Raw genomic sequence first — 12564 nt, 5'->3', positions numbered from 1 at the left:
TCGTTTAATAATCTTGTATTTTGAATCACTTAGCGCCAGCGCCTCGGCCTGCGTGGCTTAAGGCCCGGAAGCCAAAGCTGCACAGGCGGTTTAGCGGACTTCGTTAGGCCCTTCATAAGTCAGGCGCTTGCCAACGATACCGCGCATCGCTTCAACCGAACGGGCCTTATCATCAAAGCCGTTGGCAATGCGCGTGTTATAGCGGAACTCGAACTCTGCCAAATAGCGGTGCAAGTGATGCTCGCTGCAATGCTGGTACACGCCGCGCATACCGCGCTTGAATATCGAGAATGCGCCTTCAACGGTGTTGGTGTGGATGGTGCGGTCAACCTTACTGACATAGTTGCCGGTAGCGTGGATGGTCGTGCCATGCTCTGCAAAGCGGCGACCGATCTTGCGGTACATTTTGGCTTCGTCCGTCATAAGGCGGGCTTCGCGGTGAATGTTGTCCAGTACGATAGGGTGGATTTCAGAAGCCGTAGCGTTGGCAACATGGAACCACTTGCTCTTGCCGCTTTCACGGTCAACCAAGGCCACTACAGCGCGCTTGTGAGCGGTGCCACGGCGGGTAGGAACGCCAGCCTTGAAGCCGATGTACGTTTCATCAACTTCAACCGCGCCGCCGCCGTTACCGAAAGGCTGGGCCAGATCGCCGGAACGCATTGCCTCGCGGATACGGTGCGAAAGGAACCAAGCGGACTTGTACTGGATTTCCAGAACGCGGTGCAGCTGGTGGGCGCTGATGCCTTTCTTGCTGGATACGATAAGGTGAACGGCCTGTAGCATCTTGGTCAGGGGAAGACGGGCGTGTTCAAACACAGTGCCAACCTTGACGGTGAACTGGGCGCGGCATTCGCCGCACTTCTTGAGGCCGTGGCGCACCTTGCCTTCGGGATGCTTCTTGGAGGGCTTGCTACGGACACCGGACAGATCATACACGCGGCCACCCGTTACGCCGCACTTGGGGCAAACAATTCCGCCAGCCCATACGATGCTTTCAAGGTATTCGAATGCCTTGGCTTCGTCGTGGAAATGAGGGGAAGATAGTACCGACATGGTTAGTTTGCTCCTTGCCTATTCTGTATAGGTCAAGGGGCTGGGTTTGTAAAGTACATAATCGCCTTTCTCTAACCAAAGAGCGTGACGATGTCAATAGAAAATAACCAGATAGGTTATTAAAATACGTGCTTGAGAAGGTTTTCCGGTTAAGGATGCTTGCGGCCCGCATGGCCCTGCCCTAATCGCGGCGCATAATTTTCAGGAGCCAAGGCTTTGCTGCGCAGACTTTACGACTGGACGATGGACAAGGCGGCTCACCCTAATGCGGTGTGGTGGCTGGCGCTGTTCAGTTTCATGGAAGCCAGCTTTTTTCCCATTCCCCCGCATCCGCTTTTGGGTCTGATGTGCCTGGCGGAACCGAAAAAGGCGATCCGCTTCGCCGCAGTGGCGACATTCGCGTCGGTCGCCGGCGGGATGCTTGGCTATGCCATTGGCTGGGGGCTGTATGATACCGTCGGCGCGCAATTGCTCGGCTGGCTGGGGATGAGCGAGAGCTTCCCCGTGGCAGCCTGCTATCTGCGCGAATACGGCGCCGAAATCATCATGATCAAGGGCGCGACGCCCATTCCGTTCAAGCTGCTGACCATTACGGCTGGCTTTATCGGGATGAATTTCCTGACCTTCATCCTCGCCAGCATCGTGAGCCGGTCGATCAGTTTCATGATTGTGGGCGTGCTGTTCCGGATGTTCGGCGCGCCAATCAAGCGTTTCGTGGACAAATATCTCGGCCTCGTCACTGCCGGTTTCATCGTTCTGGTGATCGCCGGATTTCTGGCCATTACGCTGCTGGAAGGCGGCGATGCTGCCACGCAGGAAAAATGTGCGGCTGCCGCTGTAGCGGCGGCACCTGAGGCCTGAAGCCTGAACCTTTCCTAGGTTCTGGAAAAGCGGGCCAGGCCTTCATGGTCGGACACCAAAATGGTGCCATAGCCGCGCTGGATGAGCCCGGAATTCTCCAGTGATGCTAGAACCTTGTTTGCCGTTACCCGGCTTACACCTGTCAGTTCGGCCAGTTCAGCCTGCCCGATCTCGATTGCGGCATCACTCCTGCCAGCCAGGTTGACCAGCACCGCCGCGATCCGCGCACTTGCGGTTCCGCGCCTGATGCCGGACAGCATATCGAGCATTTCCTGCAATTCTTCTGACAGGGCGCCCAGCATTCGCCGCATGGCCGGCGGGTCCGCCGCCAGCGCCGCTTCGAATTGGGCTCCGTCGATCCAGCGCAATTGGGCCGGGCCGCGCGCCACGGCATCCACCACGCGCCGCCGGCCGGAAAACAGTGCCAGTTCGCCATAGCTATCGCCCGCGCCCAGGACCGCCAGCGCCCTAAAACTGCCGTCCGCCTGAAACTGGCCCACAGTCACGCGCCCGCTTTCAATCAGCCAGAAACCGTTGGAAGTCCCGCCCCGCTGGCTGATGATGGCCCCGCCGTCAAATTGCCGCCTTGGCGCGGCCTCGCGCAGGCTGTGCTGCGCTGCTGCGCCCAGTTCGCCAAACAGCGTTGGCGCCAGCATGGAACGCCCGGACGGTGAAGAATGTAAACTATCTGACATTTCCCCGCCGGATTATAGGGTAGGTGATGCTCTGACAAGTAAGGCCGAGATGTTGGGCCACAAGCCGCCGGACATTTTCCGGCACGCCAAGGGGAGGGGACCTGCAATGCCATCATCGACCATTGCCATTCTGGCCATTTATCTTGGCTTTGCCGCGCTGGAACTGTGGCGGTCAAACCTGCTCCGCAAGTCGGAGCAGACGCGCGATGATGGGATTGTCGAAATTGTCAGCACTTTCGTGCTGCTGGGTCTCACACAGCCTGCCGTGCTGTTCGCATCGGCGGCGCTGATGAGTTTTGTCGCACCGGACTGGAAAAATGCTCTGACGGGGATCAACGTATTCCTCGCGATTGGCCTGTTCCTCGTGCTGGATGATATGACCCAATATTGGTGGCACCGTGCTTCGCACAGCTTCTCCTGGCTCTACAATCTCCACCGCGCGCACCATAACGCCCGCTATATGAGCATCCGTCTCGTTTACCGGAACAATCTGTTCTATTACATGATGATGCCGGGCATCTGGCTGTCGGGCGTGCTTATCTACATGGGCCTTGGCTGGGTCTATGCCGGATACATCGTGGTCAAACTGCTGGTTATCATCGGCGCCCACAGTGATGTGGCATGGGACCGGCCGCTTTATGCCATGAAGTGGTTATCGCCCGTCATGTGGGTGGTGGAACGCACCATCTCCACCCCTGCCACGCACCATGCCCATCATGGCCGTCACGCCAGCGATCCGGCTGTGCAATATAAAGGCAATTTCGGGAATCTGATGTTCCTGTGGGACGTGATTTTTGGCACTGCGAAAATAACCCGCAGCTATCCTGTCAGTTACGGTGTCGAAAATCTGCCCGATGCCACGCTGGGCCAGCAACTGGCCTGGCCCCTTTTTACAAGCAGCAAGGAAACCGTCAGCGTAAAACCGGATGGGGACTTGCCTGCAAAACCGGCCTGAACAGGCTCCTGCGTGCGAAACGTGGTCCCCAGGTAAATTTGCCGGGGTTGAGGATGCCGGAATTCAGACTGCCCGGTGGTGCGGGCGCATGAAAATGCGCCCGCACATAAATATCAGATAATGCCCACAGCCTTACCGGCGCGCTCGAACATGCCCAGGATCGTCTGCACTTCTTCTTCGCTATGTTCGGCACACAGCGAACAGCGCAGCAGGGTCATATTGGCAGGCGTGGCCGGTGGGCGTGCCAGATTGACGTAAAGCCCTTCTGTCAGCAGCGCTTCCCACATCATTGCGCCGCGTTCGAGATCGGGCATGATCACCGCGATAATCGCGCTTTGCGGGGTATCTGTGCCCAGCGCAAAGCCCAGCGCTTTCAATCCGCCATGCAGCGTGCGCGAATTTTCCCACAGATGCGCCCGCTTGTTGGAACCGTGCATCAGCTTGCGGATGCTGGTGGCTGCCGTGGCCATGACAGATGGCGGCAGGCTGGCAGTGAAGACATAGGGGCGGCAGACCAGCCGCATGATTTCAAACTTGGGATGGTTGGAAACGCAGAAACCGCCGACCGTGCCCACGCTTTTGGAAAATGTGCCGATGACAAAATCGACATCGTCCATCACGCCTTGTTCTTCCGCCACGCCGCGGCCGTTTTCGCCGATGAACCCCATCGAATGGGCTTCATCCACCAGCACCATGGCGCCGTTTTCCTTGGCCACGCGGACCATTTCCTTCAGCGGAGCGACATCGCCCAGCATGGAATAGACGCCTTCCAGCACCACCAGCTTGCCAGCGCCTTCAGGAATGCGTTTCAGGCGTTTTTCCATCGCTTCGATGTCATTATGCTTGAACGGCACAATTTCCGCCTTGCCCATCGCGCAGCCATCCCAGATGCTGGCGTGGCTATCTATATCCAGCACCACATAATCACCCTTGCCGGCAATGGTGCTGATGATGCCCAGATTGGCCTGATAGCCGGTGGAAAAGACCATCGCATGGTCCATCCCGTAAAATTCCTTCAGCGCATCCTCGCAGTCGCGATGGCCTTGATAGGTGCCGTTCAGCACGCGGCTGCCGGTGGTTCCCGTGCCGAAATCGCGCAAGGCATTGACCCCGGCATCAATCACGTCGGGATCAAACGTCATGCCCATATAATTATAGGTGCCGAGCAGGATGGTGTCGCGCCCGTTGCAAATGGCGCGGGTGGGTGAAATCACCTTTTCCATCACCAGGCTGAACGGGTCTTCGATGCCTGCCGCCAGCAATTGTTCGCGCTGCTGGATCAGCGGATCGAATTTGCTGAACAGGTCTGCATGGGCGCCATGGTCAGCGCCTTGCATTTCCTGGGGCCGGTCAGGCTGGCTGATACCTTCGCTCATGCGTCATCCTGCATTTTGGTCACTGCATCGACGAGCAAGCCGTAATTCTCGATTTCAGCCTGCTGGTTCATGCTGATGATAATGTCGAATTCGTCTTCGATTGCGGCGACGAAATCCATCACGGTAAGGCTGTCGAATTCCAGATCATTGGCAAAAGTTGTGCTATCTTCGATAGCCACGCCCTTGGTGTTGAACGGTTCGATCAGCGATCGGATCTTGGTGTCGACTGCGGCGCGATCCATGCGGGAATTTCCAATCATAAGTTACGGCGAACACGTGCCCGCCATCTGATGCCCTATCCAATAGGCGATGCAAAGGGCGGGGAAAAGCGGTTTGCGACACTGCTTGTCAAGGGCATGTTCGGCTGGCGCGGCCTGACCAGCGATGCTTCGCTGCTATTTACCCGATCTGTCAGCCAGCCCCTTCCTCAGCCAGCCCCTTCCTCAGCCAGCGTGCCGTCAGCCACGAATATCGAGCAATTCCCTCACCGCGCGCATGAACGGGCCGATGGAAACAGGTTTCGACAGATAGCCGGCGGCGCCAGCACTGCGGATTTTTTCCTCGTCACCCTTGCCGGCATAGGCAGTCACCGCCAGCACCGGCACGCGTGACAGCGTGCCATCGCGCTTCATTTGCCCGATCAGATCCATCCCGGAAATGTTGGGCAGCTGAATGTCCATGATGACAAGGTCAGGATCAAAAGCGCGCGCACCGTTCAGCGCCAGTTCCCCGTCAGCGCAGGGTTCCACCACAAAACCGCTGGCTTTCAAAACATCGCAGAACAATTTCCGGTTTAGGTCGTTATCCTCGACAACCAGGATTCTCTTTGCCACTGCACCTGAAGAGATAGGCCCGGTAGCGGTATGCTCTGTCACAGGGGCTGCTCCTTTGGTTTCATCCACGCGCTCTAGGCGCCCAGCAGGATACTGACAATTACACAAGACTGCCAATCCCCCGAAGGCCACCATGGCTCACATCATTCCGGCGATCCCGAAGCGCTGGCGCTGACCGCGCTGGCATGGGTGCTGGCAGACCCGCTCCGGGCGGAACGCCTGCTGACATTGACCGGCCTGACGCCGGAAGTGCTGCGGGATAATCTGACAGACCGGCCCGTGCTGGCCGCGGTGCTGGAATTTCTTGCCAATCACGAACCCGATCTTGTGCTGGCGGCAGATGCGCTGAACGTCGAACCTGCTACATTGATTGCCGCACATGAAAGCCTGTCCCGATGAACAAACCGCTGATTATTTCCGATTGCGACGAAGTGTTGCTGCACATGGTCGCCCCATTTCGTGACTGGCTGGATGAAAGCCACGGCGTGACGTTCCAGATGGAAGGCAATAATTTTGCCACGGCCATGCGCTGGCAGGAAAGCGGCGAGCTTGTTGCGGAACGTGACATCTGGCGATTGCTCGGCGGGTTTTTTGACACTGAAATGAGCCGCCAGAACCCCATCGAAGGGGCGATTTCGGGCATTCAGAGCCTGTCGGAGCACGCCGATGTCGTCATCCTGACCAATCTGACGGACGAACGCCAGGAACGCCGCCGCGAACAATTGGCGGACCACGGCCTCGATGTGCGGGTATTTACCAATCAGGGGCCAAAAGGCCCGGCGCTGGCGGCCATTATGGACGAATATCAGCCCAGCCGTGCCATCTTTATTGATGATTTGCCCCAGCACCACAAATCCGTCGCAGAAATGACACCCCATGTGCAGCGTTTGCATTTGTGCGGCGAACCCATGCTGTCGCCCCATATCGATTGCGCGCATGAAGCAGGCGATGCCCATGCCCGTATTGACCGCTGGGCCGAGGCAACGCCATGGCTGCTGGACAGATTGCTGCGGGAGAATGCAGAATGAGCGTTGATGCGAAATTGGCGGAACTGGGCATCGTTCTGCCCGAAGCCGCAGCGCCAGTGGCCAGCTATGTGCCAGTCGTGGTGCAGGGTAACATGGCCTATGTTTCGGGCCAGTTGCCCTTTGTCGATGGCAAGCTGGTAACAGGACGGCTGGGCGAAGACGTATCGCTGGAACAGGGCACCGCAGCCGCACGGGCATGCGGGTTGATGATTTTGGCGCAGTTGAAAGCTGCACTGATCCCGCTCGACCGGGTGGTGCGGATTGTGAAGCTCGGTGCATTTGTCAGTTCGACCGCCGATTTTTCGGACCAGCCCAAAATTGCCAATGGTGCGTCTGAACTGATGGTCGAAGTGTTTGGCGATATCGGCCGCCACGCCCGCAGTGCGGTCGGCGTCCCGGTATTGCCGATTAATGCCGCAGTTGAGGTGGATGCGATCATTGCTCTTAGCGCTGATTGATCAATGGCGCGCCCCGCCGCCTGCCGGCAGTCAGGCTGGCAGTCAGCCGAACAGGCGAACAGGGTGGCTGGGGCAATGGACATATGCGCACCGCGGCCTGCATAGCGCGGATGTGCCCGAAAACAGCCCTGCGGCGTTTGCCCGGGCAATTGATGCAGGGCTGGGGATTGAATGTGATGTCCAGCGCAGCGCAGACAGCCGCGCCATGGTCTTTCACGATTGGGATCTTGACCGGCTGACGCCGCACACCGGGCCAGTTGCTGCGCTGAAGGCAGAGGAGATCGAGCGCATTTCCCTGCCGGGTGACGGGGGCACTATCCCCACGCTGGAACGGTTTCTGGAACAGGTCGGCGGGCGGGTGCCGGTGCTGATCGAAATAAAAAGCCGCAAGGACCGGCGCATTTTGCCCATCTGTCTCGCAGTCCACCGGGCATTGGACGGCTATCGCGGGCAATGCGCAGTGATGAGCTTTGACCCGCGGGTGTCGCAGTGGTTTGCGCGTCATTCAGGCCATGTCGTGCGCGGCCTTGTGGTCACAGAGGAAGGCACCAAAAACCTGGCTGGCCGGTTACGGCGGCATTTTGCCTTGTGGATCGCCCGGCCTGAATTTCTGGCCTATGATATCCGCGATTTGCCCAGCCGTTTCGCCGCCGCGCAGCGCAGGCGCGGCCTGCCGGTGCTGAGCTGGACTGTGCGCACCGCTGAACATCTGCAGACTGTCTCGCGGTATGCTGATGCCGCCATTGCCGAAGGGGAGGCCGCCCAAGCCCGTAAATCTGCCCTTGCAGGATCGCCCCAGGCGTGAGCGAAGCATCCCTTACGGCGCGCGTCATGCCTTCTGTCAGCCATGTCCCACGCGATGTGTGGGACAATCTGACAGATGGCGATAATCCGTTTGTGTCTCATGATTTTCTGACCGCACTGGAACAATCAGGCAGCGTTGGCCCCGGCACGGGCTGGGATCCTGCGCCGATCGTGATGGAGGATCGGTCCGGCCTGGTGGTGGGCGCGCTGCCTTCCTATGCCAAGGGACATAGCCAGGGGGAGTATGTGTTTGACCATGCCTGGGCCGATGCCTGGCAGCGGGCGGGCGGAAATTATTACCCCAAATTGCAGATTGCCGCGCCGTTCACCCCGGCAACCGGGCCGCGTATTTTGACGCGCCATGCAGCCTATGGCGTGCCGCTGCTGCGCGCTGCTGAACAATTATGCGTTAGCAATGGTCTTGCATCCGCCCATGCCACCTTTGTCGAGCCTGCGCAGATGGCCCTGTTCGAAAATGCCGGCTGGCTGGCGCGCAGCGATATCCAGTTCCACTGGGCCAACCGCGGCTATGCGGGTTTTGATGATTTCCTGGCGGCCCTGTCTTCGCGCAAGCGCAAGGCCATCCGCAAGGAACGCGCCGCCGCTGCCCAGGGCCTAACCTTCCGCCATCTGTCCGGTAGCGAGATCACCGAAGCCCATTGGGATGCGTTCTGGGTGTTTTATCAGGATACAGGGGCACGCAAATGGGGAACGCCCTATCTCACGCGTGCAGCCTTTTCGCTGCTGGGCGAGCGTATGGGTGACCAGATGATCCTGATGCTGGCCTATGACGGCGATCAACCTGTGGCCGGTGCGCTGAATTTCATCGGCGGTTCGGCGCTCTATGGCCGGTATTGGGGCTGCACGCAGGATCGGCCCTTCCTGCATTTCGAATTATGTTACTATCAGGCGATTGATGCTGCCATCGCGCGCGGCTTGTCTCGCGTGGAAGCAGGCGCGCAAGGAACCCACAAGCTGGCCCGCGGCTATGAGCCGGTGCAGACCTGGTCTGCGCACTGGATTGCAGACCCCGGTTTCCGCGCGGCAGTGGCGGATTTTCTGGAGCGTGAACGGCAGGGTACAGATGCCGACCAGCTGTTCCTCGGGGAACGCACGCCGTTCAGAAAAACCTAGGCAGCAACAGGCACCAGAACTGATAGATAAGGAGCCCTTGTTGATCAGGCTGCCTTGCGAATGCCTGATTTGAGCCATTCACGCGCCCGGCGCTGTGCTTCGGCAATTTCGCGGGCGGTCATTTCATCCGACACATCAGCGCGGCACCAGGCGGCTTCTTCATGGCCGTTAACCGCAGCAAGATTGAACCATTTATGCGCTTCGATCAGATCGCAATTCACGCCGTGACTGCCGGTGGAAAAGGCAACGCCCAGATCATAGCAGGCCGTCACATCGCCTGTGGCTGCGGCAGCCAGACAATTGGCCACCATCATGTCGGCGCCCAGAATATCTGCAGTATTGACAGCCTGAACTATGCCGGCTCTTTCTTCGATAATTGTCAGTTTCATGTGTATTCCCCCCTCAAGGACGACCCCCATGTCGCCGCCTGACAAGGTTTCACCTGCCGCTGGTCAACAAATGGTTAACACAGGCCCCGATTTCTTTAACCATACAAAGGGGTTTACGTTCGGCTGTGCTTAATTCTGTGCACTCTATAGGCCGAGGCGGCTTTGGCGCTTGTGCGCCTCATGTCGCCCGACTATAGGCCCGCGAAACGGTCGAAACAAAGCCACCGGAAAAATTCGGGGCAGCCTTCGCAGGTGTATCTTGTTGCATTGTTCCGATTTGAGAGGACCATATGGCCACTGTGGCAGCCGACGATCTAGAAAAGCTCGAAAAAGCACGGAAATCTCTCGCGCCGGAATATGTGCCGAGCGATGACGAGCCGTATATGGGCGATGCACAGCAGAATTATTTCCGCATGTTGCTGCTCGAATGGAAACGTTCGATCCATAATGCGTCCAGCGCCACTCTTCAGTCGTTGCAGGACGGGCCGATCCGCGAGGCAGATCTGAATGATCGCGCGTCCAGTGAAACAGACTGGAGTATCGAACTCAGAACGCGGGACCGGCAGCGCAAGCTGATTTCCAAAATCGATTCCGCCCTGCGCCGGATTGACGAGGGCGAATATGGCTATTGCGAAGTCACCGGCGATCCCATTGGCCTCAAGCGGTTGATTGCCCGACCCGTGGCGACCATGACCGTGGAAGCGCAGGAAGCGCACGAACGGCGCGAGAAAATCTCGCGGGACGATTGATCCGGCCGGTCTTTACCCCTGGAACACGCTTAAACCTTCGTTAGCCAATTGTGTGCTAGCAAAGCGGTCAATTCGCAATTCGATCTGCCCCGGCAGGCTGAAATATGTGGGATCGCAAAGCATGTCGGCAACAATGGCAAAAAGGATGGGTGCGCATAATGTCCGGTGTTGAAACCCGAAACATTGCACGCGATTCGCTTTTGCTGCTGGCTGATGTGCGCGTGGATGGCGCGCCGGAAGATTTCAGGATCAAGGTCCGTAACCTTTCGGCAGGCGGGATGATGGCGGAAGGTTCCATACCGGTTGTCCCAGGCCAGCATGTGCAGATCAACCTGCGCCATATCGGCTGGGTTCCCGGCGCTGTTGCATGGGTGCAGGGCGATCGGTGCGGCGTTGCCTTCACCCATCAGATTGACCCGAAACAAGTGCGCGCCACCGGCGCTGGTGTGCCGCAGGGGCGCCAGATGTTCATCAATCCGGCAAAGCATTTGAAGTCCCCCGCGCAGCCCGATCCTGCTGCGTTGAGAAAAATCTGAACCTGGCTGCCTCAAACGGCAAAATCGGTCCTGACCCGGCAGTGACAAGCTGCTAGGCACATTCAATGAAATCCACCCATCGCCTTATTGTCCTGTGCTGCGCATTTCTGGTGCTGGCAGGTTGCGGCAAAAGCGGGGATGACACGGTGGTCGATGTTGCCTTCATTGGCAGCACCGACGCCATGTTCGACAATTCGCAGCGGCTTGCGCCCGTGGGGCAGGAAATACGCGCCGCCACGTCCGAAGGGCTGGTGGCGATGGACGAATTTGGCGAAGTCGTTCCGGCGCTGGCGGAACGCTGGATCGTGACGGAAGACGGGCTGAGTTACATTTTCCGCCTGCGCGATTCGCAATGGCCCGATGGCACGCCCATAACAGGGCAAAATGTCCGCAACGAAATGCAGCGCAATCTGCGGGCGCTGCGCGGCACGTCGCTGGGACTGGATCTGGCCAAAATATCCGAAATCATTCCGATGACGGGCCGCGTGATCGAAATCCGGCTCGACAGCCCGATGCCGCAATTCCTGCAATTGCTGGCGCAGCCAGAACTGGGCCTGCGCCGCAGCGGGCAAGGCACTGGCCCCATGCGTTTGCAGCGTACGGATGATATTGCAGTGCTCGATCCGCTGCCGCCGCAGGCGCGCGGCCTGCCGTTCGATGAAAATTGGGAATCGCGCGTGCGGCAGGTGCGGGTCCATGCCTTTGCCGCGCCGGAGGCGGTTGATGCATTCAACAAGGGCATTGCGGATATCGTCATGAACGGGACGCTGGCCAGCCTGCCCCTGGCTGATACTGGCCCACTGTCGCGCGGCACGGTCCGGCTGGACGGTACTCTGGGCCTGTTCGGCATCCAGATCATGCATGATACAGGGCTGCTGAGTGAAGCCACCACGCGTGAAGCAATTGCCATGGCTATCGACCGGGAAAACCTGCTGGCACCGTTCAACATTGGCGGCTGGGTTCCGACCACGCGGATTGTTGCGCCCGACCTGCCCAGTGAATTTGGGGGGGGATCGGGGGAAAACTCTGGCGCCAACTCGGGGGCCAATGCGGGCGGGGTTGGCGAACGCTGGACCGGTCTGTCGCTCGAACAGCGGCAGGCACAGGCGCTGCGCCGCATTGGCGCTGCAGCGCGTACAACGGGCGGCGCGTCACTGTCCATCGCACTGCCTGTAGGGCCGGGGTCTGATCTGCTGTTTCGCGAGCTGGCAGGTGACCTTGCTGCCATTGGTGTGCGGCTGGTGAGGGCTAAGGCTGGCGAAAAGGCCGATCTTGTGCTGGTGGACCGTCTGGCGCGCTATGCTGATGCGCGCTGGTTTCTGAACCAGTTCAACTGTTCGCTGAAACGCGGCCTGTGTTCCGCCGAAGCCGATGCGCTTATTGCCGAGGCTGGCCGCACATCTGACGCATTGCAAACAGCCGCGCTGCTGGCCCAGGCAGAAGCGCAGCTGACGTCGATCAATGCCTTCATCCCGCTGGGCGCGCCCATCCGCTGGTCGCTGGTGCGCGGCAATGTTGACGGTTTTTCGGAAAATCGCTGGGGCCTGCATCCCTTGTTCCCGATGGCTTTACGCCCCATGTGACCCCTATGCCGGCCATCTGGTAGGGCCTGCTCATGTCGCAAGGATTACACCATGGAAGATCGCCTCCAACCCATTGCGAAGGCTGAACGCCTCAATTCCGGCTCTGC

Annotated in this window: 16 protein-coding genes; 10 read left to right on the top strand and 6 right to left on the bottom strand. The window is 58.9% G+C overall.

From position 1 onward, the window contains the following. Positions 1–90: 90 nt before the first annotated feature. Positions 91–1056, bottom strand: coding sequence for an IS1595 family transposase (locus GRI44_RS09705; protein ID WP_160601608.1), 966 nt, complete (start codon positions 1054–1056; stop codon positions 91–93). A gap of 216 nt (positions 1057–1272) precedes the next feature. Between GRI44_RS09705 and GRI44_RS09700 the strand changes: the two genes are divergently transcribed. Next, a complete protein-coding gene (locus tag GRI44_RS09700) occupies positions 1273–1917 on the top strand; it encodes a YqaA family protein (protein ID WP_160601607.1) in 645 nt (214 codons plus the stop codon). 14 nt (positions 1918–1931) lie between these two features. Here GRI44_RS09700 and GRI44_RS09695 read toward each other — a convergent pair whose 3' ends face one another. Further along, positions 1932–2612, bottom strand: coding sequence for a Crp/Fnr family transcriptional regulator (locus GRI44_RS09695; protein ID WP_160601606.1), 681 nt, complete (start codon positions 2610–2612; stop codon positions 1932–1934). A gap of 106 nt (positions 2613–2718) precedes the next feature. On the opposite strand from GRI44_RS09695, the gene GRI44_RS09690 reads away from it, so the two are divergent. Further along, positions 2719–3567 (top strand): sterol desaturase family protein, encoded by an 849-nt coding sequence (locus GRI44_RS09690; protein WP_160601605.1) that lies wholly within the window; start codon positions 2719–2721, stop codon positions 3565–3567. A 113-nt stretch (positions 3568–3680) separates the two neighbouring features. Here the strand turns inward: GRI44_RS09690 and spt are convergent, their stop codons facing one another. The 3 genes from spt to GRI44_RS09675 form a co-directional block, all read right to left on the bottom strand. Further along, positions 3681–4943 (bottom strand): serine palmitoyltransferase, encoded by a 1263-nt coding sequence (gene spt, locus GRI44_RS09685; RefSeq protein WP_160601604.1) that lies wholly within the window; start codon positions 4941–4943, stop codon positions 3681–3683. Then, on the bottom strand, positions 4940–5185 hold the full coding sequence (locus GRI44_RS09680) for an acyl carrier protein (protein ID WP_160601603.1): 246 nt from the start codon (positions 5183–5185) through the stop codon (positions 4940–4942). Before GRI44_RS09680 ends, spt begins: the two co-directional genes overlap by 4 nt. Before the next feature lie 216 nt (positions 5186–5401). Next, positions 5402–5776 carry a response regulator gene (locus GRI44_RS09675; protein WP_160601602.1) on the bottom strand — a complete coding sequence of 125 codons (375 nt, stop codon included), beginning with the start codon at positions 5774–5776 and terminating at the stop codon, positions 5402–5404. A 165-nt stretch (positions 5777–5941) separates the two neighbouring features. Here GRI44_RS09675 and GRI44_RS09670 point away from each other — a divergent pair, with 165 nt between their 5' ends. The 5 genes from GRI44_RS09670 to GRI44_RS09650 are packed head-to-tail and all read left to right on the top strand — an operon-like array spanning position 5942 to position 9200. Beyond that, a complete protein-coding gene (locus GRI44_RS09670; RefSeq protein WP_160602319.1) occupies positions 5942–6175 on the top strand; it encodes a DUF3572 family protein in 234 nt (77 codons plus the stop codon). Further along, entirely contained in the window at positions 6172–6804 is a 633-nt protein-coding gene (locus GRI44_RS09665; RefSeq protein WP_160601601.1) for an HAD family hydrolase, read from the top strand. The genes GRI44_RS09670 and GRI44_RS09665 overlap by 4 nt, the downstream gene beginning before the upstream one ends. Next, complete coding sequence (locus tag GRI44_RS09660; RefSeq protein WP_160601600.1) at positions 6801–7262, top strand: RidA family protein; 462 nt, start codon at positions 6801–6803, stop codon at positions 7260–7262. Before GRI44_RS09665 ends, GRI44_RS09660 begins: the two co-directional genes overlap by 4 nt. Beyond that, the gene (locus GRI44_RS09655) at positions 7234–8067 is read left to right on the top strand and encodes a glycerophosphodiester phosphodiesterase family protein (RefSeq protein WP_160601599.1); all 834 of its coding nucleotides are present in this window, start codon (positions 7234–7236) and stop codon (positions 8065–8067) included. Before GRI44_RS09660 ends, GRI44_RS09655 begins: the two co-directional genes overlap by 29 nt. After that, positions 8064–9200 carry a GNAT family N-acetyltransferase gene (locus GRI44_RS09650; RefSeq protein WP_332872401.1) on the top strand — a complete coding sequence of 379 codons (1137 nt, stop codon included), beginning with the start codon at positions 8064–8066 and terminating at the stop codon, positions 9198–9200. The genes GRI44_RS09655 and GRI44_RS09650 overlap by 4 nt, the downstream gene beginning before the upstream one ends. Positions 9201–9244: 44 nt before the next feature. Here the strand turns inward: GRI44_RS09650 and GRI44_RS09645 are convergent, their stop codons facing one another. Then, positions 9245–9589, bottom strand: coding sequence for an SEL1-like repeat protein (locus tag GRI44_RS09645; protein ID WP_408609195.1), 345 nt, complete (start codon positions 9587–9589; stop codon positions 9245–9247). Positions 9590–9879: 290 nt separating this feature from the next. Here GRI44_RS09645 and dksA point away from each other — a divergent pair, with 290 nt between their 5' ends. The 3 genes from dksA to GRI44_RS09630 all read left to right on the top strand — a co-directional run bounded on the left by dksA (position 9880) and on the right by GRI44_RS09630 (position 12457). Beyond that, a complete protein-coding gene (dksA, locus tag GRI44_RS09640; RefSeq protein WP_160601598.1) occupies positions 9880–10338 on the top strand; it encodes an RNA polymerase-binding protein DksA in 459 nt (152 codons plus the stop codon). A gap of 158 nt (positions 10339–10496) precedes the next feature. Beyond that, complete coding sequence (locus GRI44_RS09635) at positions 10497–10874, top strand: PilZ domain-containing protein (RefSeq protein WP_160601597.1); 378 nt, start codon at positions 10497–10499, stop codon at positions 10872–10874. 65 nt (positions 10875–10939) lie between these two features. Then, positions 10940–12457, top strand: a complete 1518-nt coding sequence (locus tag GRI44_RS09630; protein ID WP_160601596.1) for an ABC transporter substrate-binding protein — start codon at positions 10940–10942, stop codon at positions 12455–12457. Positions 12458–12564 lie beyond the last annotated feature (107 nt).

Source organism: Allopontixanthobacter confluentis (assembly GCF_009827615.1).
Lineage (GTDB): Bacteria > Pseudomonadota > Alphaproteobacteria > Sphingomonadales > Sphingomonadaceae > Allopontixanthobacter > Allopontixanthobacter confluentis.
This window is presented reverse-complemented; position numbering and strand designations above follow the sequence as displayed.